Here is a 20,184-nt window from a genome sequence, read left to right on the forward strand (position 1 = left end):
GTGTGCTCCCGGTCAGTGCGCGCTGAAGGTCACGCGCTCGGGGACCGGCTTGAATTCGCCGAGGCGGCTCCACCACGGCATCAGGAGGAAGAAACCGAAATAGAAGAGCGTTCCGACCTGCGACACGCGCTCGCCGATCGGCGACGGCGGCTGCACGCCGAGGTAGGCGAGGATCACGAAGTTGACGACGAACACGCCGTACACGAACCAGTGCCAGCCCGGACGGTAGCGGATCGACTTGACCGGGCTGTTGTCCAGCCAGGGCAGGAAGAACAGGATGATGACGGCGCCGCCCATCACGAGAACGCCCCAGAACTTGGCGTCGACGCGCAGCATCATCACCGCGACGATGACCGCCGCGATCACGATCGCGCCCTTGATCAAGGCGATGACGCGCGCCTTCCAGACGCCGAAGACGGCGCCGGCCACGACGCAGGCGATCAGCACATACATCATCTCGCTGGTGATCGCGCGCAGCATCGAATAGTAGGGCGTGAAGTACCAGACCGGTGCGATGTGGTTCGGCGTCTTCAGCGAATCGGCCGGGATGAAGTTGTTGTACTCGAGGAAGTAGCCGCCGGCTTCGGGCGCGAAGAAGATCACGGCCGAGAAGATCGTGAGGAACACCACCACGCCGAAGATGTCGTGCACCGTGTAGTACGGATGCGACGGAATGCCGTCCAGCGGATGGCCGTCGGCGTCGAGCTTGGCCTTGATCTCGATGCCGTCGGGGTTGTTCGAACCCACTTCGTGCAGCGCGATCAGGTGGGCGACCACCAGGCCCAGCAGCACCAGCGGCACCGCGATCACGTGGAAGCTGAAGAAGCGGTTGAGGGTGGCGTCGCTCACCACGTAGTCGCCGCGGATCAGGAGCGCGAGATCAGGGCCGACGAAGGGGATCGCCGCGAACAGGTTCACGATCACCTGCGCGCCCCAGTAGCTCATCTGGCCCCAGGGCAGCAGGTAGCCCATGAAGGCTTCGGCCATCAGGCACAGGAAGATCGCGCAGCCGAAGATCCAGATCAGCTCGCGCGGCTTGCGGTAGCTGCCGTAGATGAGGCCGCGGAACATGTGCAGGTACACCACGATGAAGAAGGCCGAGGCGCCCGTCGAGTGCATGTAGCGGATCAGCCAGCCCCAGGGCACGTCGCGCATGATGTACTCGACCGACGCGAAGGCCTGCGCTGCGTCGGGCTTGTAGTGCATCGTCAGGAAGATGCCGGTCACGATCTGGATCACGAGCACCAGCATCGCGAGCGAGCCGAAGATGTACCAGATGTTGAAGTTTTTCGGCGCGTAGTACTTGCCCCACTGGTCGTTCCAGAGCTTGGTCAGCGGGAAGCGGTTGTCGACCCAGTTGAGCAGCTTCTCGCCGGTGGGGGCATTGGGCGAGATTTCCTTGAATTCAGCCATGTTCTTGTTCCTCTCAGGCCTTCTTGTCTTCGCCGATCAGCAGGCGCGTGTCGGAGAGGTACATGTGCGGCGGTACCGGGAGGTTGTCGGGCGCGGGCTTGTTCTTGAAGACGCGACCGGCCAGGTCGAAGGTCGAGCCGTGGCAGGGGCAGAGGAAGCCGCCTTCCCAGTTGTCGGGCAGCGAGGGCTGCGGACCGGCCTGCAGCTTGTCGATCGGCGAGCAGCCGAGATGGGTGCAGATGCCGACGACCACCAGCACTTCGGGCTTGATCGAGCGGCCTTCGTTGCGCGCGTATTCCGGGGTGAACTCGTCAGGGTTGCGTTTGGATTGCGGATCGGCGAGCTGGCCGTCGAGCTTGGGCAGTTCGGCGATCTGGGCCGGTGTGCGCTTGAGGATCCATACCGGCTTGCCGCGCCATTCGACGGTAAGCTTCTCGCCGGGCTGCAAGCCACCGATATCGACCTCGACCGGCGCACCGGCCGCCTTGGCTTTCTCCGAGGGCTGGAAAGTGCTCACGAACGGGATGGCGGTTGCCACGCCTCCCACTGCGCCGGCACAGCCGGATGCGATCAACCACGTCCGCTTGCTGCTGTCGATCCGTTGTTGGCCGACGGAGATGTCACTCATGGGGGTCCTCAAATCTTCTTCGCTGGGGGCTTGGAGTCAACCGGCGATTGTAGCGGAGCGTCACAAGCGAATTCAACGCGAGCGCAGGCCCCGCATGCAGGGCAACGCGGCCTCTATACTGCCGCGGTCCAACAACAAAGACGCGAGGTAAGCGACATGAGCGTTCTGAAGGAATTTCGCGAGTTCGCGGTCAAGGGCAACGTGATCGACCTCGCGGTCGGCGTGATCATCGGCGCGGCCTTCGGCAAGATCGTCGACTCGCTGGTCGCAGACGTCATCATGCCGCTGGTCGGCATCGTGTTCGGCAAGCTCGACTTCTCGAACCTCTACATCGTGCTGGGCACCGCGCCGGCCGGCGTGGCCAGCAACCTGGCCGAGCTCAAGAAGGCCGGCGTGCCGGTGCTGGCGTATGGCAACTTCATCACCATCGCGGTCAACTTCGTGATCCTGGCCTTCATCATCTTCATGATGGTCAAGCAGATCAACAAGCTGCGCAAAACGCAGGAAGCAGCACCCGCTGAAGCCGCGCCGCCGGAGGACATCGCGCTCCTGCGCGAGATCCGCGACAGCCTCAAGCGCTCCTGAACGCCAGCGCGCGCGCCATCCGGATCGCCTCGATCAGGCTGGAGGCATCGGCCATGCCCTGGCCCGCGATGTCGAACGCCGTGCCGTGATCGGGACTGGTGCGCACCAGCGGCAGGCCCAGCGTCACGTTCACCCCCTTCTCCACGCCCAGGTACTTGACCGGGATCAGGCCCTGGTCGTGGTACATCGCGATCACCACGTCGAACTCGCCCGCCCCTTGGCGCTTTGCGCGGGCGCGCATGAAGACGGTGTCTGGCGCATGGGGCCCGTCGGCATCGATGCCTTCGGCGCGCGCGGCCGCGATGGCCGGCGCGATGATCTCGCGCTCTTCCGAGCCGAACAGGCCGCCCTCCCCCGCATGCGGGTTGAGCCCCGCGACGCCGATCTTCGGCGCGCGCCCCAGCACCGCCGCCAGTGCGCGGTGCGCGATGCGCAGCGTCTGCAGCACGCTGTCGACCGTCACCGCCTCGATCGCATCGCGCAGCGACATGTGGATGCTCACGAGCACCGTGCGCAGCTCGTCGTTGGCCAACATCATGCGCACCGGCAGCTCGGCCGGCGACCGGCCCAGATGGGCCGCGGCTTCGGCCTGCAGCAGTTCGGTGTGGCCGGGAAAGGCGAAGCCGGCCGCTGCCAGCGCCTCCTTGTGCAGCGGCGCGGTGACGATGGCCGCGAGTTCGCCGCGCAGCGCGGCGCGCGCCGCCCACAGCACACAGTCGCCGGCGATGCGGCCGGCGGCGGCGCTGATCTCGCCGAGCGCGATGGGCGACGGCGGCGGGCTCGCAGCCTGCAACACGGGGATGCAGCGCGGCGGCATCGCGGCCAGGTCTGCCGGCGCATCGATCAGCGCCACGGGCAGCGCCGGGCTGCCCGGCGCTGCGAGCGCCTGCGCTGCGCGGCGCACGGTGTCCACGTCGCCTGCGACGAAGCAGCCCTGCGTGATGCCGGGCGCATCGCGAAAAGACTTGACGATGATCTCGGGCCCGATGCCCGCGGGATCGCCGAGCGTGATCGCGATCGGGGCGGTGTCGCGCTTCACGCCGGGTTGTCGATGTCGATGAACTGGTGCGCCAGGCCCAACTGCGCGGCCACGTGCGCCGCCACCGCGGGTGCGCCGTAGCGCTCGGTGGCATGGTGGCCGCAGGCGAGGAAGGCGACGCCCATTTCTCTCGCGTAGTGCGCCTGCGGCTCCGAGATCTCGCCGGTGATGAAGGCATCGGCGCCGGCCGCGATGGCCGCCTCGAAATAGCCCTGCGCGCCGCCCGTGCACCAGGCGATGTTGCGGATCGGGCGATGCGCCGTGTCCAGCAGGACGACCGGCTTGCCGAGCGCCTTCTCGACGTGGGCGGCCAGCGCCTTCGCGCTCGCGAAGCTCTCGCCGTTGTCGCGCGCGCCCAGGAAGCCGATCTCCTGCTCGCCGAAGCGCCCGGTCGAACCGGCGTGCGCGACCAGGCCCAGCTTGAGACCGAGCTGCGCGTTGTTGCCGAGCTCCGGATGCGCATCGAGCGGCAGGTGATAGGCGAACAGGCTCACGTCGTCCCCGAGCAGCAGGCTGAGCCGCTGCTTCATCCAGCCGGTCACGCGGCCGTCCTGGCCGCGCCAGAACAGGCCATGGTGCACGAAGATCGCATCGGCCTCGGCGTGGATCGCGGCCTCGATCAGCGCGCGGCTCGCGGTGACGCCCGAGACGATCTTGCGCACCGTGGTGCGGCCTTCGACCTGCAAGCCGTTGGGGCCGTAGTCCTTGAAACGCTCGGGCGCGAGCAGGAGATCGAACGCATGCAGCAGCTCGTGGCGGGTCGTACTCATCGCGCCATTGTGGACCCGAGCGGCGCCGGCCGTCTCGCACAGCTGCGCCCGGAGAGCCCGGTCAAGGCCGCAGGCCTCAGGGTTTTCACCATATAGACGGAAACAGTCCGATTCACTCAGGCGCGAGTCTGCGGAACGAGGCAGCAGATCCATTGAGGGACAATGCAGTCTTCGGCGCCAGCCGCGCTGCCCCCCCCCACTTCAACGTCCTTCTTTTCTTGTTTTTCATGAAACGCACCTGGCTGCTGTTCGCCCAGACCGTGACCGTCCTGCTCGCGGCCTATTTCGTCGTCGCGACGCTCAAGCCCGAGTGGGTCGGCCAGCGCACCACCTCGCTCGGCGGCGTGGTCTCGGTGATCGAGGCGCCAGCCGCCAATCCGACGGCGATCGCGCCCGGGAGCCTGAGCGCCGCCGCCAAGAAGGCCTCGCCGGCGGTGGTCAGCATCAACACCAGCAAGGCGGCGCGGCGCAGTCCGCGCAGCGACGACCCGTGGTTCCGCTTCTTCTTCGGCGACCAGGGCGTCGACCAGCCCCAGGTCGGCCTGGGCAGCGGCGTCATCGTCAGCACGGACGGCTACATCCTCACCAACAACCATGTGGTGGAGGGGGCGGACGAAATCGACGTCACGCTCAACGACAGCCGTCACGCGCGCGGCAAGGTGATCGGCACCGACCCCGACACCGACCTCGCCGTGCTCAAGATCGAGCTCGACAAGCTGCCGGTGGTCGTGCTGGGCAACTCCGACAACCTGCAGGTCGGCGACCAGGTGCTTGCCATCGGCAATCCCTTCGGCGTCGGCCAGACCGTCACCAGCGGCATCGTCTCGGCGCTGGGGCGCAACCAGCTCGGCATCAACACCTTCGAGAACTTCATCCAGACCGATGCGGCCATCAATCCCGGCAATTCGGGCGGTGCGCTGGTCGACGTCAACGGCAACCTCGAAGGGATCAACACCGCGATCTACTCGCGCTCCGGCGGCAGTCTGGGCATCGGCTTCGCGATTCCGGTTTCGACCGCCAAGCAGGTGCTGGAAGACATCGTCAAGGAAGGCAAGGTCACGCGCGGCTGGATCGGCGTGGAACCCAACAACCTCTCGCCCGAACTGGCGGAGACCTTCGGCATCAAGGCGAACAAGGGGGTCATCATCACGGGCGTGCTGCAGAACGGCCCGGCCGCCCAGGCCGGCATCCGCCCCGGCGACGTGATCACCGGCGTCGGCGACCAGAGCATCGACAACGTGCAGGAACTGCTGACCGCGGTGGCGGGGCTCAAGCCCGGCAATGCGGCGCGATTTGCGCTTCAGCGCGGCAGGGACAAGATGGAACTCAACGTCACGCCGGGCCCGCGGCCGCGGAGCCCGATCCGCCGCGCCCCGGGCGAGCCCGAATAGGCGGCGAGCTGCTGCTGTCGCGCCGCCCGCTCAGGGCTGCGCGGAATCGGCGCTCTCGTTTTCCTCGGGCGCCTTGCTGTGTTTCACGAAGTAGCGCGCGGCCACGATGCCGACTTCGTAGAGCAGGCACATCGGTATCGCCAGCGCGAGCTGCGAGACCACGTCGGGCGGCGTGAGCACCGCCGCCACGACGAAGGCCAGCACGATGAAATAGCCGCGGAAGCTCTTCAGCTTCTCGATCGTGACCATCTCGAAGCGCACCAGCAGCATCACGACGATCGGCACCTGGAAGGCGACGCCGAAGGCGAGATAGAGCGACAGGATCGCCTCGACGTAGGACGCGATGTCGGGCGTCGCCGCCACCGCTTCGGGCGTGAACTTCTGGATGAAGCCGAACATCTTGTCGAGCACGAAAAACTGCACGAAGGCGATGCCCGCGTAGGCCAGGAAGCTGCCGAAGATGATGAGCGGCAGCGCGAACTTCTTCTCGTGGCTGTAGAGGCCGGGCGCCACGAACATCCAGCACTGGTACATGAGCCAGGGCAGGGTCAGCAGCACGGCGGCCATCATCAGCGCCTTCAGCGGCACGAAGAAAGGCGAGAACACGCCGACCGCGATCAGCTTGGCATCGGGAGGCATGTGGGCGCGGATCGGCACCGCGATCAGGTCGATCAGCCCGCTCGGGCCGGGCCAGATCGCCAGCAGGATGCCCGCCACCGCGAGGCCGTAGACGCAATAGAGCAGGCGGTCGCGCAGCTCCATCAGGTGCTGAACGAAAGGCTGCTCGGTGCCGGCCAGTTCGTCTTCTTTGTTCTTGTCGGGGGAATCGGCCATGTGGGAGCGCTGCGGGCGGGCGTCCGGCATGCGCTGCGCGCGGCCGGATCGGCGTTGCGGCTAGTTGATTTTGTGGGGACGGTAGCGGGCCACGCGCGCTGCGCCCGAAAGCGCCCGGGTGCGAACGCCGTTGCGCGCCTTGTACCACTGCGGCGTAGCGCCCTGCTTCAGGCGCCAGTTCTTGCCGGGATGCTTGTACTCGGGGTAGGACGGTGTGGGCTCGGCCAGTTCCGACAGGGTCTGGCCGCTTTCGGAGAACTGCTTCTCGAACTCGCTCGCGCCGGTCTGGATGCTGTGCTCGACGTCGCGGGCGGCTTCCTGCACCGTGTCCTTCATCTTGCGCAGTTCGTCCAGGTCCATCGACCGGTTGACCTCGGCCTTGACGTCGTTCACATAGCGCTGCGCCTTGCCCAGCAGGGTGCCGACGGTGCGTGCCACGCGCGGCAGCTTCTCAGGGCCGATGACGATCAGCGCCACCGCGCCAATCAGCGCGATTTTCGAGATGCCGAGGTCGATCACGGACGGATGCGTCTCAAGACTTTTGACGCGCTTCGACGTCGATCGTCGACTTGTCAGCGGCGGTGGTGTTGCCGGTCACCTGCGGATTCGGGGCGGCGGGCGATTCGGCGGTTGCCGAACCGTCCTTCATGCCGTCCTTGAAGCCCTTGACGGCGCCGCCGAGGTCGGAGCCCATGTTGCGGAGCTTCTTGGTGCCGAAGATCATCACGACGACGAGCAGCACGATCAGCCAGTGCCAGATGGAAAGTGAACCCATGGATTACTCCTGAAGAATGTGTTTGATTTTAGTCGGCGCAGATGTCACAACCCGCGGCAATGGCGAATATCAACCCTTGAGCCAGGGCCGGGGGCCACCCATGACGTGGACATGGAGATGGTGGACCTCCTGCCCGCCCTCGGCACCGGTGTTGACGACGATGCGGAAGCCGCCCCGCGGATAGGGCCGGCAGCCCTGCTCGATGGCCAGCCTGGGCGCCAGCGTCATGATTTTTCCCAGGAGCGCCGCGTCGTCCGGCGTGACCTGCGCCATCGACGGGATGTGGCGCTTGGGCACCAGCATGAAATGCACGGGCGCCCAGGGCGCGATGTCGTGGAAGCCGAAAAGATCGTCGTCCTCGTACATCTTTCGCGAGGGAATCTTGCCCTCGATGATCTTGCAGAAGATGCAGTTCGGATCAGAGGACATTCGCAGGCTCCATCGGTCGTCCGGCATTCATGCGCACCATCCCCTTGACGATGCGATAGAGGAACCAGAGGGAAATCAGCGCCCAGGCGATCCAGCCCGGCAGGAGCAGCAGCAGCCAGAGCCAGGAGGTCAGCAGGTACAACACGCCGGCCCACAGCACCGAGCGGATGCGCCAGCTGAAATGCGTCGCCTGCCAGGTGCCGGCGGCATCGTCGCGCTTGACCAGATCGATCACCAGCGCGATCAGGAGCAGCGCGATGGAAGCCTGCGCGCCGGGCAACACGGCGCCGACGGCCACCACCAGATGCAGGATGTAACTGATCCAGCCCCAGGTCTTGAGCGAGCTGTCGGGCTCCACGGTCACGATGTCGTTGGGCATGGCGTCCTCTCAGTCGTTGGAAGCTTCGCGATCCTGCGCCTTGCGCAGGGCCTTTTCCTCGATGCCGCTCAAGCCTTCGCGACGCTCGAGCTCGGCCACCACGTCGCGCGGCGAAAAGCCGTAGTGGGCCAGCGCCACCATGCTGTGGAACCAGAGATCGGCCACTTCGTTCACTATTTTCGTGCGCTCGCCGCCATGGTCGGCGTCCTTCGCGGCCATCACCACCTCGGTCGCTTCCTCGCCGATCTTCTTGAGAAAGGCGTCGGGGCCGCGGTGCAGCAAGCGTGCCACGTAGCTCTTCTCGGGGTCGCCGCCGCGCGCGGGCAGCCGGCTTTCGATCACGGCGGCCAGTCGCGCGAGCGCGTCTTCGGCATTGCGTTCGGGGGCGTCGGCGCTCATCTTGGGGACGATGTGTAGATCGATTCGGGGTCTTTCAAGACCGGCTCGGTCACGGTCCACTGGCCGTTCTCGTACTTGCTGAAAAAGCAGCTGTGGCGCCCGGTATGGCAGGCGATGCCGGGCTCGTGGCCGAGCTGGGTGACCTGGAGCAGCACCACGTCGTTGTCGCAGTCGAGCCGGATCTCGTGCACGGTCTGCACGTGGCCCGATTCCTCGCCCTTGAACCAGAGCTTGCCGCGCGAGCGGCTGAAATACACAGCGCGGCCCAGCTCGGCCGTCCTGGCCAGCGCCTCGCGGTTCATCCAGGCGAACATCAGCACGTCCTTGCTGCCCTGTTCCTGCGCGATCACGGGCACCAGGCCGTTCGCATCCCACTTCACTTCGTCGAGCCAGTTCATCGGGGTATTGTCGGTCACAGGCGCACAGGAATGCCGCGCGCCGCCATGCAGGCCTTGGCCTCGCCGACGGTGTATTCGCCGTAGTGGAAGATGCTGGCCGCCAGCACGGCATCGGCGCCGCCGGCCTGGATGCCGTCGGCCAGGTGCTCGAGATTGCCGACACCGCCGGAGGCGATCACCGGCACGCTGACCGCATCGCTGACAGCTCGCGTGAGCTCGAGGTCGAAGCCGCTCTTGGTGCCATCCCGGTCCATGCTGGTCAAGAGAATCTCGCCGGCGCCGCGGCGCGCCATTTCGACAGCCCATCGCACCGCGTCGAGCCCCGTGTTCTTGCGGCCGCCATGGCTGTAGACGTCCCAGCCGGGCCCGCGCAAGGCCGCATCCTCGGCCGAGCGCCGCTTGGCGTCGATCGCGACCACGATGCACTGGGCACCGTACTTGCGCGACGCGTCGTCGATCACCTGCGGGTTCGCGATGGCGGCCGAGTTGAAGCTGGTCTTGTCGGCGCCCGCGTTGAGCAGGCGGCGCACGTCCTCGACGGTGCGCACGCCGCCGCCGACGGTCAGCGGAATGAAGACCTGCGAGGCCACCGCCTCGATGATCGGCAGGATCAGGTCGCGGCCGTCGCTGGTGGCCGTGATGTCGAGAAAGGTCAGCTCGTCGGCGCCCTGCGCGTTGTAGCGCGCCGCGATCTCGACCGGATCGCCGGCATCGCGCAGCTCGACGAAGTTGACGCCTTTGACGACGCGGCCGCCGGTGACGTCGAGACAGGGAATGATGCGTTTGGCGAGCATGGCGGGTTCAGGGTTTGCGGGATTCAAAGGATGGTGAGCTGCTGCCAGCCCTGCCATGCGGCACCCGGCGCGAGCAGCACGGGCTCGTCGATGCGCGCCGCCTCGACGCAGAGCATGTGGCGCCAGCCGTCGTCGGGCAGGTCGGCCAGCTGGGCGCTCAGCGCCGGGCCGGGGTTCCACACCACCGTTTCGGTGCAGCTCGCGCTTTGCGCGATCTCGAGCGTGCCGGAAGGCTGTACCAGCCGCAGCGGCCGCGCGGGCGCCGTGTAGACGCTGTCGAATTCGGTGCCGAAGCGCAGCGCGGGCGCCAGGTCGACATGCCGGTCGTCGCGCACCGCGTCCCAGCGATTGGCGCCCTGCAGCCCTTCCAGCGAGGCGGCGGCAATGTCGTCCACGCGCAGGTAGCTGTGCAGCGCGGCCGCAAAGGACCAGGGCCCGCGGCCGGTGTTGTCGATCGACAGCGCGATGCGCAGCGAATGCGGCGCCAGCGTCACAGCCAGCCGTGCGTGAAAGGCGTGCGGCCAGATGGCGCGGGTGGCCTCGTTGTCATGCAGCGAGAGAACGAGCGTGTCCCCCTTGCCGCCGGCGGTGGGCGCCTCGGCCTGCCATGCGAGGTTGCGCACGAAACCGTGCTTGGGCAGCGGCCCGCGCTGGTTGAACTGCGGCCAGCAGATCGGCACGCCGCCGCGGATCGCGCTCTGGCCGTCGAAGCGCGCCTCGGGGCTCAGGTAGAGACGCTCGACGCCGTCGGCCGTGGTCCACGACAGCAGGTGGGCGCCGTGCCTCGCCACGGTGCAGGCGCTGCCCCCCGGCAGGGCGAGGTGCAGTGCAGGCTGGCCGCGGAAGACGATCTCTTTGAAGGACATGACCCGATTCTAGGTTTGGCCCGTGTCACCCCAGGCCGCAACGGCATGGCCGCAGGCCGAATTCGCATTGCAGCCGGCATGGTTTTGGCATGAAATCGCGACAACCGGCGGCCGCGGCATGCGGATTGGCGGTGAGGGACGTCATCTCCACATCACTTGTTCGACAAGAAGGGGCTCGCACATGAAAAGGAAATTGCCGCCGGCAGCCTGGATCCTGATCGCGATGGTGATCGGCATCTTGATCGGCTACATGATCTTCATCAACTTTCCCGACAAGAAGGTGGCCACGCAGATCGCAGGCTACATCTCGATCATGTCGGACGTGTTCCTGCGGCTGATCAAGATGCTGATCGGCCCGCTGGTGTTCTCCACCCTGGTGGTGGGCATCGCCCACATGGGCGACGCGGCCTCGGTGGGGCGCGTCTTCGGCAAGGCGCTGGGCTGGTTCATCACCGCGTCCCTGGTCTCGCTGGTGCTGGGCCTGATCATGGCCAATCTGCTGCAGCCGGGCCTCAACCTGGGCCTGCCGCTGCCCGACATCGGCGCCTCGGCCAACCTCGCGACCTCCAAGTTCACCCTGAAGGACTTCGTCAGCCACCTGGTGCCCAAGTCCTTCGCCGAGGCCATGGCCAACAACGAGATCCTGCAGATCGTGGTGTTCTCCATGTTCTTCGGCGTCGCGCTCGCCTCGCTCGGTGACAAGGCCAAGACCCTGGTCAACGCGATCGACGAGCTCTCCCACGCCATGCTGAAGATCACCGGCTACGTCATGAAGCTGGCGCCGCTGGCCGTGATGGCCGCCATGGCCGCCACCGTGGCGGTGAACGGGCTGGAGATCCTGCTCAAGTTCGCGGTCTTCATGGGCGACTTCTACATCGGCCTGTTCCTGCTGTGGGGCGTCCTGATCTTCGCCGGCTTCGCCTTCCTCGGCCCGCGCGTGTTCAAGCTGCTGGTGCTGATCAAGGAGGCCTTCCTGCTGTCCTTTGCGACGGCGAGCTCGGAAGCGGCCTATCCGAAGATCCTGGACGCGCTCGACCGCTTCGGCGTCAAGCGCAAGATCTCGAGCTTCGTGATGCCCATGGGCTACTCCTTCAACCTCGACGGCTCGATGATGTACTGCACCTTCGCCGTGCTTTTCATCGCCCAGGCCTACGGCATCGAGCTGTCGCTGGGCACCCAGATCACGATGCTGCTGATCCTGATGCTCACCTCCAAGGGCATGGCCGGCGTGCCGCGCGCCTCGCTGGTGGTGATCGCCGCCACACTGAACCAGTTCAACATCCCCGAGGCCGGGCTGCTGCTGATCCTGGGCGTGGACACTTTCCTCGACATGGGCCGCTCGGCCACCAACGCGGTGGGCAACTCGATCGCCACGGCGGTGGTGGCCAAGTGGGAGGGCGAGCTGCTTTCGGAGAGCGATGCCGCGGCCAACGCCAGCAAGATCGACGAGGAATTGAAGGCCACGCTGGCCCACCCGGTTCATGCCTGAGGCACGGCCATGAAGCCCACCTGGAAATCGTCGCTCGCTGTTGCGCTGTTCGCGGCAGCACTCGGCATGTCTGCAATGGCCCGCGCGCAACCCGAGCCCGCCCCGGCGGCGCCCGCAGCGCTGACGGGCACGCTGGCCAAGGTGCGCGACACCGGCGCCATCACGATCGGCTACCGCGAATCGTCGATCCCGTTCTCCTACCTGTCGCCGCGCAACGAACCGATCGGCTACTCGATCGAGCTGTGCCGCGCGCTGGTGGCCGCGATCGAGGAGGCGGTGCACAAGAGCCTGGAGATCAAGTGGGCGCCCGTCACCTCCGAGTCGCGCATCGATGCGGTGGAAAAGGGCCAGGTCGATCTCGAATGCGGCTCCACCACCAACAACCTCGAGCGCCAGAAGCGCGTGGCCTTCTCACCCACGATCTTCGTTTCGGGCACCAAGGTGCTGGTGAAGAAAGGTTCGCCGATCAAGGGATTTCGCGACCTGGCCGGCAAAAAAGTGGCCGTGACGCGCGGCACGACCAACGAGAAGACGATGCAGGACCTGTCGCAGAAATTCAAGCTCAACCTGAACCTGATCGTGATGCGCGACCATGCGGAGTCTTTCGCGCAGGTGGTGGCCGGCCAGGCCGATGCCTTTGCGACCGACGACGTGCTGCTCTATGGCCTGATCGCGCAGAACAAGGGCAAGGTGCAGGGCGAGTACCAGGTGGTCGGCGACTTCCTCTCCTACGACCCCTACGGCATCATGTACCGCAAGGGCGATGCGCAGCTGGCCAAGGTGGTGAACGACAGCTTCCAGGCGCTGGCCATCGACGGCGAGATCGAGCGCCAGTACAAGCGCTGGTTCCTGCAGAAGCTGCCTCTTTCGAGCACCAGCATCAATCTGCCGATGAGCCCGCAGCTGGAGACCATCATCCAGACGCTGGCCGTAAAAACAGAATAGGCGAGCTATTGCTCTGCGAGTTCGTCGGCGCGCGCTTGCGCAGCGGCGAAATCGAGGTCGCCCGAGTAGATGGCCCGACCGCAGATCACGCCCTCGATGCCGTCCGATTCGACCGCGCAGAGCTTGTCGATGTCGGCCATGTTCGAGAGCCCGCCCGATGCGATCACCGGGATGGTGAGCGCCTGGGCCAGCTTCACCGTGGCCTCGATGTTGATGCCCGAGAGCATGCCGTCGCGGCCGATGTCGGTGTAGATGATCGATTCGACGCCGTAGTCCTCGAACTTCTTGCCCAGGTCGGCCACCTCATGGCCCGTGAGCTTGCTCCAGCCGTCGGTCGCGACCTTGCCGTCCTTGGCGTCGAGGCCGACGATGATGTGGCCGCCGAAGGCACTGCAGGCATCCTTGAGGAAGCCGGGGTTCTTGACCGCAGCCGTGCCGATGATCACGTAGCGCAGGCCGTCGTCGATGTAGCGCTCGATGGTGTCGAGGTCGCGGATGCCGCCACCGAGCTGCACCGGGATGTCGTCGCCGACCTCCTTCAGGATCGCCTTGATCGCCGCATGGTTCTGCGGCTTGCCGGCAAAAGCGCCGTTCAGGTCGACCAGGTGCAGCCGCCGTGCGCCGGCTTCGATCCATCTGCGCGCCATCGCGGCCGGGTCTTCGCTGAAGGTGGTGGACTGGTCCATGTCGCCTTGCTTGAGGCGAACACAATGGCCGTCCTTGAGATCGATCGCAGGAATAAGGAGCATGGTGCGGGATTGCGTGGAACGAGCGATGAAGCGCAGGAACTGCTTCTTCAGGGATTCCAGTGGAGAAAGTTTCTATAGAGCTGCAGCCCGTGGTCCGCACTCTTCTCGGGGTGGAACTGGGTCGCAAAAATATTATCGCGTGCAATGGCGGCGGTAAAGCGCTCGCCGTATTCCGCTTCGCCCGCGCTGTGGCGGGCATCCGCCGGCCGCGCGTAGAAGCTGTGCACGAAGTAGAAATAGCTCTGGTCCGGCACGCCGGCCCATACCGGGTGCGGCCGCATCTGCATGACCTGGTTCCAGCCCATCTGCGGCACCTTGTAGCGGCTGCCGTCCGGCTGGAGACGGCCCGCCAGCTCGAACTTGCGCACTTCGCCGGGAATCAGGCCCAGGCCCTCGGTCGGCCCCTCGTCGCTCGTCGACAGCAGCATCTGCATGCCGACGCAGACGCCGAAGAGCGGCTTGGCGGCGGCCGCTTCGAGCACCGATTCCTGCAGGCCCGAGTCGCGCAGTTCGCGCATGCAGTCGGGCATGGCGCCCTGCCCCGGCAGCACGACGCGCGTGGCGCGGCGCACCACTTCCGGGTCGGAGGTCACGAAAACCTCGACCCCGACCTGGTCGGCCGCGTGCTGGACGGCCTGCGATACCGAGCGCAGGTTGCCCATGCCGTAGTCGACGACGGCGACGGTATTCTTGGTCAGAGCGATCCCTTCGTCGAAGGAATGACGCCGGCCGAGCGCGGATCGAGTTCGAGCGCCGCGCGCAGCGCGCGCGCGAAGGCCTTGAACACGGTTTCGCACTGGTGGTGGGCGTTGACGCCCTTGAGGTTGTCGATGTGCAGGGTCACGAAGGCGTGGTTGACGAAGCCCTGGAAGAACTCGTAGGTGAGCTGGCTGTCGAAAGTGCCGATCATGCCGCTGGTGAAGGGCACGTGCATGACCAGGCCCGGACGGCCCGAGAAATCGATCACGACGCGGCTCAGCGCCTCGTCGAGCGGCACGTAGGCGTGGCCATAGCGCCGGATGCCCTTCTTGTCGCCGACCGCTTTCGCGACCGCCTGGCCGAGGGTGATGCCCACGTCTTCCACCGTGTGGTGGCCGTCGATGTGCAGGTCGCCCTGGCAATCGATGTCGAGGTCGATCAGGCCGTGGCGGGCGATCTGGTCGAGCATGTGGTCGAAGAAGCCGATGCCGGTGGACAGCTTCGAGCGGCCGCTTCCGTCGAGATCGACGCGGACCGTGATCTTCGTCTCCGCGGTGTTGCGCGTGACGGTGGCGGTGCGCGCGCCGGCGGCGACGACTGCTTCGGGTGCCGAGGGGGTGTTCATAGGGATGCTTCGAGGGCCGCAAGCATCTGCGCATTCTCGTCGATGGTTCCGACGGTCAGGCGCAGGCAGTTCGCGAGCAATGGGTGCATTTTAGAAACGTTCTTGACCAGCACGCCGCGCGCCTTCATTCCCTCGAAGGTCCGGGTGGCATCGGGCACGCGCACCAGGATCATGTTGGCGTCGCTGGGCCAGCTCTTCACCGCAGGCAGCCGGGCCAGCGCCTCGAAGATGCGCTGGCGCTGGGCGCGGATCTCCGCCGCCTGCCCGGCAAACACCTCGGCGTGCTCCAGCGCGAACAGCGCGCACTCGCAATTCAGCACGCTGATGTTGTAGGGCGGCCGCACCTTGTCGATCTCGGCGATCAGGGCCTGGGGGCCGATCAGGTAGCCCAGCCGGACGCCCGCCAGGCCGAACTTGCTGAGCGTGCGCATCAGGAGCACGTGGCCGTGGCGCGCGATGCGGCCGATCCAGCTGCGGCCGGCGAAGGGCTGGTAGGCCTCGTCGATCACCACCAGGCCGCCCTGCGCGCCCTGGGCCTCGATGATCTTTTCGATCACGGCATCGTCCCAGAGGTTGGCGGTCGGGTTATTGGGATAGGCGAGGTAGACGATGGCCGGCTTCTCGCGCGCGATGGCCTCGAGCATGGCGGCCTCGTCGAGCTCGAAATCGGCCGTCAGCGGCACGCCGGCGAAGCGCAGGCCCTGCAGTTGGGCGCTGATCGCGTACATCACGAAGCCGGGCACCGGCGCCAGGATGGCCGCCCCCGGCAGGTCGCAGGCCATGGCGAGCAGCGAGATCAGTTCGTCCGAACCGTTGCCGAGCATCAGCCCGAAGCCCTCGGGTATGGCGGCATAGGCCGCCAGCGCGCGCTGCAGGTCGGCGCCGCGCGCCCCGGGATAGCGGTTCAGCGCGAGTGCGCCCAGCCGCTGGCCCAGCGCGGCCTGCAGCGCGGGCGGCAGGCCGAAGGGGTTCTCCATGGCGTCGAGCTTGATCAGCCCGCGTGCATCCTGCACGGCGTAGGCATGCATGGACTGGACGTCGGCGCGGATGCGGCCCAGCGTGCGTTCGGTGGTGGCGGCAGAAGAAGATGTCATACGGTTCAGGGTGCGCAGCGGTAGCTGTTGCGCAGCGCGGCCGAGATCACGAGCTGCACCGGCATGTCGGCCTCGTAGCTATCGGCATTGCGCGTCAGTTCGGTTTGGTAGAGCGAGCGCGCCATCGCGGGCTCGAGACGGCGGCCGTTGATGCAGAACGGTGGCTTCTGGCCCGCGCGCTGGGCCATGTCGCCGGCCTCGCGCAGGCCCTCGACCACGCCGACGAGATAGTAGTTGGCGTAGAGCTTGCCGTCCTTTTCATTGGCTTCCAGCGTGCGCAGCTCGCGGATGCTCATGGCCTGGCAGGCGGCGCCGAAGGTCAGCAGCGCGAGGGCCAGGCCAGGCCCGAACGGTAGCATTCGCATCGCTTCGCCCCTTCAGCGCAGGCGCAGGCGGGCCGCTTCGGCGTGCGCGGGCAAGCCCTCGCCTTCGGCCAAGGTCACGGCGATGCGGCCCAGGGCTTGCGCCCCCTCTTCGCTGACCTCGATCAGGCTCGAGCGCTTCTGGAAATCGTAGACCCCCAGCGGCGAGCTGAAACGCGCGGTGCCGCTGGTGGGCAGCACGTGGTTGGGACCGGCGCAGTAATCGCCCAGGCTTTCGCTGGTGTAGGCGCCGAGAAAGATCGCGCCGGCATGCTTGAGCAGCGGCTCCCAGCGCTGCGGTTCGCGGCTGCTGACTTCCAGGTGTTCCGGCGCGATGCGGTTGCTGATTTCGCAGGCCTCTTCCATGCTGCGCGTGTGGATGAGCGCGCCGCGGCCGTTGAGCGAGGCCGCGATGATCTCGGCGCGCGGCATCGAGGGCAGCAGGCGGTCGATTTCCTGCTGCACGCGATCGATGTAGGCCGCGTCGGGGCTGAGCAGGATGCTCTGCGCGAGTTCGTCGTGCTCGGCCTGGCTGAAGAGGTCCATCGCCACCCAGTCGGCCGGCGTGCTGCCGTCGGCCAGCACCAGGATCTCGCTCGGGCCGGCGATCATGTCGATGCCGACGGTGCCGAAGACGCGCTTCTTGGCACTGGCGACATAGGCATTGCCGGGGCCGGTGATCTTGTCGACCTTCGGGATGGTTTCCGTGCCATAGGCCAGTGCGGCCACCGCCTGCGCGCCGCCGATGGTGAAGGCGCGCGTCACGCCGGCCACGTGCGCCGCAGCCAGCACCAGCGGATTCTTCTCGCCGCCGGGCGTGGGCACGACCATGATGATTTCGCCGACTCCCGCCACGTGCGCGGGAATGGCGTTCATGAGCACGCTCGACGGGTAGGCGGCCTTGCCGCCCGGCACGTAGATGCCGACGCGATCCAGTGGCGTGACCTTCTGGCCCAGCAGCGTGCCGTCGGCATCGCGGTAGCTCCAGCTTTCGCCGCTGGCCTTCTTCTGCGCCTCGTGGTAGCTGCGCACGCGGCGGGCCGCGGCTTCGAGCGCTTCGCGCTGCACTGCGGGCAATGCATCGAAGGCGGCGCGCAATTCGTCGGCCTTGAGTTCCAGCGTTTCCATGCCGGCCACGTCGAGCCGGTCGAAGCGGCGCGTGTACTCGAGCACCGCCGTGTCGCCGCGCCGCTGGACGTCGGCCAGGATGTCCGCGACCACCTGCTCGATGGCGGCATCCGCTTCGGCCGACCAGTGCAGCCGCGCCTTGAAATCGGCTTCGAAGCCGGCCGAGGCGGTCGACAGGCGTGCGGGAGAGGCTTTCAGGTTCATCGTCAGGCGGAAGGAATGGCCGAGGCGAAGGCGTCGATGATGCGGCGGATCGGCGCTTGCTTGAGCTTGAGCGCGGCCTGGTTGACCACCAGACGCGCGCTGATGTCCATGATGCGCTCGACCTCCACCAGATGGTTGGCCTTGAGCGTGTTGCCGGTCGACACCAGGTCGACGATGGCGTCGGCCAGGCCGGTGAGCGGCGCGAGCTCCATGCTGCCGTAGAGCTTGATCAGGTCGACGTGCACGCCCTTGCTGGCGAAGAACTCGCGCGCCAGGCCGACGTACTTGGTCGCGACCTTGATGCGCGAGCCCTGCTTGACGGCCGATTCGTAGTCGTAGTCGGCGCGCACGGCCACGCTCAGGCGGCAGGCCGCGATGCGCAGGTCGAGCGGCTGGTAGAGGCCCTGGTTGCCGTGCTCGAGCAGCACGTCGAGCCCGGTCACGCCGAGATCGGCGCCGCCGTACTGCACGTAGGTGGGCACGTCCGAGGCGCGCACCAGCACCACGCGCACGTCGGGCCGCGTGGTCGCGAGAATCAGCTTGCGCGATTTCTCGGGGTCCTCGGTCACCTCGATGCCGGCCGCGGCCAGGAGCGGCAGCGTTTCCTCGAAGATGCGGCCCTTGGACAGGGCGAGCGTGATCACGGCTGCATCTCCGCCGGCCCGGCCACGCGCTCGATGTCGGCGCCGAGGCCGCGCAGCTTGCTTTCCATGCGGTCATAGCCGCGGTCCAGGTGGTAGATGCGGTCGACCAGCGTTTCGCCGTCGGCCACCAGCCCGGCGATCACCAGGCTGGCCGAGGCGCGCAGGTCGGTCGCCATCACGGTCGCGCCCGAGAGCTGCGCAACGCCTTCGATCACGGCCACCTTGCCGTCGGTCTGGATCTTGGCGCCCAGGCGCAGCATCTCGTCGACGTGCATGAAGCGGTTCTCGAAGATCGTCTCGGTCACGGTCGAGGTGCCTTCGGCGATCACGTTGAGCGCCATGAACTGGGCCTGCATGTCGGTCGGAAAACCCGGGTATTCGGTGGTGCGGAAGCTCTGCGCCTTGAGGCGGCCCTGGCTCTGGACGCGGATGCCGCCGTCCACCGCAGCCACCTGGGCACCCGCCTCGCGCAGTTTCTCGATCACCGCATCGAGGTGGTCGGCGCGGCCATGCTTCAGCACGACATCGCCGCCGGTGGCCGCGACGGCGCACAGGAAAGTGCCGGCCTCGATGCGGTCGGCCACCACCTGGTGCGTGCAGCCGTTGAGCTTGTCGACGCCCTGGATGCGGATGCGGCTGGTGCCGTGCCCTTCGATCTTCGCGCCCATCTCGATCAGCATCTCGGCCAGGTCGGAGATCTCGGGCTCCTGGGCCGCGTTTTCCAGCACGGTCTCGCCGTCGGCCAGCGCGGCGGCCATGAGGAAGTTCTCGGTGCCAGTGACGGTCACCATGTCGGTCGTGATGCGCGCGCCGTGCAGGCGCTTGGCGCCGCCCGCGAGGCTGGCCACCATATAGCCGTGCTCGACCACGATCTCGGCACCCATGGCCTGCAGGCCCTTGATGTGCTGATCGACCGGCCGCGAACCGATGGCACAGCCGCCCGGCAGCGACACCCTGGCCTTGCCGAAGCGCGTCAGGAGCGGTCCGAGCGCGAGCACCGACGCGCGCATGGTCTTCACGAGCTCGTAAGGCGCCTCGGCCGTGTGCAGCGGTCCGGCGTCGATGCGCACGGTGCCTTTGTCGTCGCGCTCGGCCGCCACGCCCATGTTGCGGATCAGCTTGAGCATGGTCGTGACGTCGTTCAGGCGCGGCACGTTGTGCAGCGTGACGGGCCGGTCGGTCAGGAGGGCGGCGCAGAGTTCGGGCAGCGCAGCATTCTTCGCGCCGGAAATGAGCACCTCGCCGCGAAGCGTGCGCCCGCCGCGAATCAGAAGTTTGTCCATGAAAGATCCAGCGAGAGAACTAGGAGTTTTGGTCCGCCCATTCGGCGGGCGTGTAGGTCTTCATCGAAAGCGCATGCACTTCGTCGGTGTGCATTTTGGCACCGAGGGTGGCGTAGACCCGCTGATGTCGCTGGATCGCGCGCTTGCCCTCGAACTCGGTAGAAACGATGGTGGCGTACCAATGGCGACCATCGCCCTCGAGCGCGATGTGCTGGCAGGGCAGGCCGGCCTGGATGATTGATTGGAGCTCTTCGGCAGTCAT

The 20,184-nt window shown here is 66.7% G+C and carries 26 protein-coding genes; 4 read left to right on the top strand and 22 right to left on the bottom strand.

What is annotated here, in order from left to right:
* Window positions 1-12: 12 nt before the first annotated feature.
* Both ACSQ9A_RS22005 and petA read right to left on the bottom strand, forming a co-directional pair.
* On the bottom strand, window positions 13-1,413 hold the full coding sequence (locus ACSQ9A_RS22005; protein WP_436305172.1) for a cytochrome b: 1,401 nt from the start codon (window positions 1,411-1,413) through the stop codon (window positions 13-15).
* Window positions 1,414-1,426: 13 nt separating this feature from the next.
* Window positions 1,427-2,041 carry a ubiquinol-cytochrome c reductase iron-sulfur subunit gene (gene petA / locus ACSQ9A_RS22010; RefSeq protein ID WP_436305173.1) on the bottom strand — a complete coding sequence of 205 codons (615 nt, stop codon included), beginning with the start codon at window positions 2,039-2,041 and terminating at the stop codon, window positions 1,427-1,429.
* Between the two features lie 156 nt (window positions 2,042-2,197).
* Here petA and mscL point away from each other — a divergent pair, with 156 nt between their 5' ends.
* Window positions 2,198-2,626: a large conductance mechanosensitive channel protein MscL gene (mscL, locus tag ACSQ9A_RS22015; RefSeq protein WP_436305174.1), complete on the top strand. Its 429-nt coding sequence runs from the start codon at window positions 2,198-2,200 to the stop codon at window positions 2,624-2,626.
* Here mscL and pdxA read toward each other — a convergent pair.
* Window positions 2,613-3,665 (bottom strand): 4-hydroxythreonine-4-phosphate dehydrogenase PdxA, encoded by a 1,053-nt coding sequence (gene pdxA / locus ACSQ9A_RS22020; protein WP_436305175.1) that lies wholly within the window; start codon window positions 3,663-3,665, stop codon window positions 2,613-2,615. The genes mscL and pdxA overlap by 14 nt on opposite strands.
* Window positions 3,662-4,435: a Nif3-like dinuclear metal center hexameric protein gene (locus ACSQ9A_RS22025; RefSeq protein ID WP_436293304.1), complete on the bottom strand. Its 774-nt coding sequence runs from the start codon at window positions 4,433-4,435 to the stop codon at window positions 3,662-3,664. Before ACSQ9A_RS22025 ends, pdxA begins: the two co-directional genes overlap by 4 nt.
* A 227-nt stretch (window positions 4,436-4,662) precedes the next feature.
* On the opposite strand from ACSQ9A_RS22025, the gene ACSQ9A_RS22030 reads away from it, so the two are divergent.
* Window positions 4,663-5,826 (top strand): S1C family serine protease, encoded by a 1,164-nt coding sequence (locus tag ACSQ9A_RS22030; protein ID WP_436293303.1) that lies wholly within the window; start codon window positions 4,663-4,665, stop codon window positions 5,824-5,826.
* Between the two features lie 30 nt (window positions 5,827-5,856).
* On the opposite strand, the gene tatC is transcribed toward ACSQ9A_RS22030, so the two are convergent.
* The 9 genes from tatC to ACSQ9A_RS22075 form a co-directional block, all read right to left on the bottom strand.
* Window positions 5,857-6,660: a twin-arginine translocase subunit TatC gene (tatC, locus tag ACSQ9A_RS22035; protein ID WP_093106151.1), complete on the bottom strand. Its 804-nt coding sequence runs from the start codon at window positions 6,658-6,660 to the stop codon at window positions 5,857-5,859.
* Window positions 6,661-6,720: 60 nt separating this feature from the next.
* A complete protein-coding gene (gene tatB / locus ACSQ9A_RS22040) occupies window positions 6,721-7,179 on the bottom strand; it encodes a Sec-independent protein translocase protein TatB (RefSeq protein ID WP_093105673.1) in 459 nt (152 codons plus the stop codon).
* Between the two features lie 13 nt (window positions 7,180-7,192).
* Window positions 7,193-7,435, bottom strand: a complete 243-nt coding sequence (gene tatA / locus ACSQ9A_RS22045) for a Sec-independent protein translocase subunit TatA (protein ID WP_436305176.1) — start codon at window positions 7,433-7,435, stop codon at window positions 7,193-7,195.
* 69 nt (window positions 7,436-7,504) lie between these two features.
* Window positions 7,505-7,864 (bottom strand): histidine triad nucleotide-binding protein, encoded by a 360-nt coding sequence (locus ACSQ9A_RS22050; protein WP_093105668.1) that lies wholly within the window; start codon window positions 7,862-7,864, stop codon window positions 7,505-7,507.
* On the bottom strand, window positions 7,854-8,243 hold the full coding sequence (locus ACSQ9A_RS22055) for a DUF4870 family protein (protein WP_093105665.1): 390 nt from the start codon (window positions 8,241-8,243) through the stop codon (window positions 7,854-7,856). The genes ACSQ9A_RS22050 and ACSQ9A_RS22055 overlap by 11 nt, the downstream gene beginning before the upstream one ends.
* A 9-nt stretch (window positions 8,244-8,252) precedes the next feature.
* Window positions 8,253-8,642: a phosphoribosyl-ATP diphosphatase gene (locus ACSQ9A_RS22060; RefSeq protein WP_436305177.1), complete on the bottom strand. Its 390-nt coding sequence runs from the start codon at window positions 8,640-8,642 to the stop codon at window positions 8,253-8,255.
* Window positions 8,639-9,040: a phosphoribosyl-AMP cyclohydrolase gene (gene hisI, locus ACSQ9A_RS22065; RefSeq protein ID WP_436305178.1), complete on the bottom strand. Its 402-nt coding sequence runs from the start codon at window positions 9,038-9,040 to the stop codon at window positions 8,639-8,641. Before hisI ends, ACSQ9A_RS22060 begins: the two co-directional genes overlap by 4 nt.
* A gap of 14 nt (window positions 9,041-9,054) precedes the next feature.
* Window positions 9,055-9,834: an imidazole glycerol phosphate synthase subunit HisF gene (gene hisF / locus ACSQ9A_RS22070; RefSeq protein WP_093105660.1), complete on the bottom strand. Its 780-nt coding sequence runs from the start codon at window positions 9,832-9,834 to the stop codon at window positions 9,055-9,057.
* A 23-nt stretch (window positions 9,835-9,857) separates the two neighbouring features.
* Window positions 9,858-10,700 (bottom strand): D-hexose-6-phosphate mutarotase, encoded by an 843-nt coding sequence (locus tag ACSQ9A_RS22075; protein WP_436296441.1) that lies wholly within the window; start codon window positions 10,698-10,700, stop codon window positions 9,858-9,860.
* A gap of 181 nt (window positions 10,701-10,881) precedes the next feature.
* On the opposite strand from ACSQ9A_RS22075, the gene ACSQ9A_RS22080 reads away from it, so the two are divergent.
* A complete protein-coding gene (locus tag ACSQ9A_RS22080) occupies window positions 10,882-12,189 on the top strand; it encodes a dicarboxylate/amino acid:cation symporter (RefSeq protein WP_436305179.1) in 1,308 nt (435 codons plus the stop codon).
* Window positions 12,190-12,198: 9 nt separating this feature from the next.
* Window positions 12,199-13,134, top strand: coding sequence for an amino acid ABC transporter substrate-binding protein (locus tag ACSQ9A_RS22085; RefSeq protein ID WP_093105652.1), 936 nt, complete (start codon window positions 12,199-12,201; stop codon window positions 13,132-13,134).
* Window positions 13,135-13,139: 5 nt separating this feature from the next.
* Here the strand turns inward: ACSQ9A_RS22085 and hisA are convergent, their stop codons facing one another.
* From hisA to ACSQ9A_RS22130, 9 genes are read right to left on the bottom strand one after another with little or no spacing between them, the layout of a single operon-like run.
* Window positions 13,140-13,883 carry a 1-(5-phosphoribosyl)-5-[(5-phosphoribosylamino)methylideneamino]imidazole-4-carboxamide isomerase gene (hisA, locus tag ACSQ9A_RS22090; RefSeq protein ID WP_093105649.1) on the bottom strand — a complete coding sequence of 248 codons (744 nt, stop codon included), beginning with the start codon at window positions 13,881-13,883 and terminating at the stop codon, window positions 13,140-13,142.
* Window positions 13,884-13,930: 47 nt separating this feature from the next.
* Complete coding sequence (gene hisH, locus ACSQ9A_RS22095) at window positions 13,931-14,587, bottom strand: imidazole glycerol phosphate synthase subunit HisH (RefSeq protein WP_280142630.1); 657 nt, start codon at window positions 14,585-14,587, stop codon at window positions 13,931-13,933.
* Window positions 14,578-15,207: an imidazoleglycerol-phosphate dehydratase HisB gene (gene hisB, locus ACSQ9A_RS22100; protein ID WP_093105644.1), complete on the bottom strand. Its 630-nt coding sequence runs from the start codon at window positions 15,205-15,207 to the stop codon at window positions 14,578-14,580. Before hisB ends, hisH begins: the two co-directional genes overlap by 10 nt.
* Window positions 15,204-16,301, bottom strand: a complete 1,098-nt coding sequence (hisC, locus tag ACSQ9A_RS22105; protein WP_436305180.1) for a histidinol-phosphate transaminase — start codon at window positions 16,299-16,301, stop codon at window positions 15,204-15,206. The genes hisB and hisC overlap by 4 nt, the downstream gene beginning before the upstream one ends.
* Window positions 16,302-16,306: 5 nt before the next feature.
* On the bottom strand, window positions 16,307-16,666 hold the full coding sequence (locus ACSQ9A_RS22110; protein ID WP_436305181.1) for a Rap1a/Tai family immunity protein: 360 nt from the start codon (window positions 16,664-16,666) through the stop codon (window positions 16,307-16,309).
* A 12-nt stretch (window positions 16,667-16,678) separates the two neighbouring features.
* Entirely contained in the window at window positions 16,679-17,995 is a 1,317-nt protein-coding gene (gene hisD / locus ACSQ9A_RS22115) for a histidinol dehydrogenase (protein WP_436305182.1), read from the bottom strand.
* A 2-nt stretch (window positions 17,996-17,997) separates the two neighbouring features.
* Window positions 17,998-18,639 (bottom strand): ATP phosphoribosyltransferase, encoded by a 642-nt coding sequence (hisG, locus tag ACSQ9A_RS22120; protein WP_093105634.1) that lies wholly within the window; start codon window positions 18,637-18,639, stop codon window positions 17,998-18,000.
* Window positions 18,636-19,922, bottom strand: a complete 1,287-nt coding sequence (murA, locus tag ACSQ9A_RS22125; RefSeq protein WP_436305183.1) for a UDP-N-acetylglucosamine 1-carboxyvinyltransferase — start codon at window positions 19,920-19,922, stop codon at window positions 18,636-18,638. Before murA ends, hisG begins: the two co-directional genes overlap by 4 nt.
* 19 nt (window positions 19,923-19,941) lie before the next feature.
* Window positions 19,942-20,184, bottom strand: a complete 243-nt coding sequence (locus tag ACSQ9A_RS22130) for a BolA family protein (RefSeq protein WP_436305184.1) — start codon at window positions 20,182-20,184, stop codon at window positions 19,942-19,944.

It is taken from the genome of Variovorax sp. LjRoot290, from assembly GCF_964253985.1.
In the GTDB taxonomy this organism is placed as follows: domain Bacteria; phylum Pseudomonadota; class Gammaproteobacteria; order Burkholderiales; family Burkholderiaceae_C; genus Variovorax.

What these genes read in the sequence shown, in the direction of transcription:
- hisD (WP_436305182.1), bottom strand. Translation starts at nt 17,995, where the DNA reads ATGAACCTGAAAGCCTCTCCCGCACGCCTGTCGACCGCCTCGGCCGGC.
- tatA (WP_436305176.1), bottom strand. Translation starts at nt 7,435, where the DNA reads ATGGGTTCACTTTCCATCTGGCACTGGCTGATCGTGCTGCTCGTCGTC.
- ACSQ9A_RS22085 (WP_093105652.1), top strand. Translation starts at nt 12,199, where the DNA reads ATGAAGCCCACCTGGAAATCGTCGCTCGCTGTTGCGCTGTTCGCGGCA.
- tatC (WP_093106151.1), bottom strand. Translation starts at nt 6,660, where the DNA reads ATGGCCGATTCCCCCGACAAGAACAAAGAAGACGAACTGGCCGGCACC.
- ACSQ9A_RS22050 (WP_093105668.1), bottom strand. Translation starts at nt 7,864, where the DNA reads ATGTCCTCTGATCCGAACTGCATCTTCTGCAAGATCATCGAGGGCAAG.
- ACSQ9A_RS22075 (WP_436296441.1), bottom strand. Translation starts at nt 10,700, where the DNA reads ATGTCCTTCAAAGAGATCGTCTTCCGCGGCCAGCCTGCACTGCACCTC.
- mscL (WP_436305174.1), top strand. Translation starts at nt 2,198, where the DNA reads ATGAGCGTTCTGAAGGAATTTCGCGAGTTCGCGGTCAAGGGCAACGTG.
- ACSQ9A_RS22060 (WP_436305177.1), bottom strand. Translation starts at nt 8,642, where the DNA reads ATGAGCGCCGACGCCCCCGAACGCAATGCCGAAGACGCGCTCGCGCGA.
- ACSQ9A_RS22005 (WP_436305172.1), bottom strand. Translation starts at nt 1,413, where the DNA reads ATGGCTGAATTCAAGGAAATCTCGCCCAATGCCCCCACCGGCGAGAAG.
- hisF (WP_093105660.1), bottom strand. Translation starts at nt 9,834, where the DNA reads ATGCTCGCCAAACGCATCATTCCCTGTCTCGACGTCACCGGCGGCCGC.
- ACSQ9A_RS22110 (WP_436305181.1), bottom strand. Translation starts at nt 16,666, where the DNA reads ATGCGAATGCTACCGTTCGGGCCTGGCCTGGCCCTCGCGCTGCTGACC.
- hisA (WP_093105649.1), bottom strand. Translation starts at nt 13,883, where the DNA reads ATGCTCCTTATTCCTGCGATCGATCTCAAGGACGGCCATTGTGTTCGC.
- ACSQ9A_RS22030 (WP_436293303.1), top strand. Translation starts at nt 4,663, where the DNA reads ATGAAACGCACCTGGCTGCTGTTCGCCCAGACCGTGACCGTCCTGCTC.
- murA (WP_436305183.1), bottom strand. Translation starts at nt 19,922, where the DNA reads ATGGACAAACTTCTGATTCGCGGCGGGCGCACGCTTCGCGGCGAGGTG.
- hisI (WP_436305178.1), bottom strand. Translation starts at nt 9,040, where the DNA reads ATGAACTGGCTCGACGAAGTGAAGTGGGATGCGAACGGCCTGGTGCCC.
- ACSQ9A_RS22130 (WP_436305184.1), bottom strand. Translation starts at nt 20,184, where the DNA reads ATGACTGCCGAAGAGCTCCAATCAATCATCCAGGCCGGCCTGCCCTGC.
- ACSQ9A_RS22025 (WP_436293304.1), bottom strand. Translation starts at nt 4,435, where the DNA reads ATGAGTACGACCCGCCACGAGCTGCTGCATGCGTTCGATCTCCTGCTC.
- petA (WP_436305173.1), bottom strand. Translation starts at nt 2,041, where the DNA reads ATGAGTGACATCTCCGTCGGCCAACAACGGATCGACAGCAGCAAGCGG.
- hisC (WP_436305180.1), bottom strand. Translation starts at nt 16,301, where the DNA reads ATGACATCTTCTTCTGCCGCCACCACCGAACGCACGCTGGGCCGCATC.
- ACSQ9A_RS22055 (WP_093105665.1), bottom strand. Translation starts at nt 8,243, where the DNA reads ATGCCCAACGACATCGTGACCGTGGAGCCCGACAGCTCGCTCAAGACC.
- ACSQ9A_RS22080 (WP_436305179.1), top strand. Translation starts at nt 10,882, where the DNA reads ATGAAAAGGAAATTGCCGCCGGCAGCCTGGATCCTGATCGCGATGGTG.
- hisB (WP_093105644.1), bottom strand. Translation starts at nt 15,207, where the DNA reads ATGAACACCCCCTCGGCACCCGAAGCAGTCGTCGCCGCCGGCGCGCGC.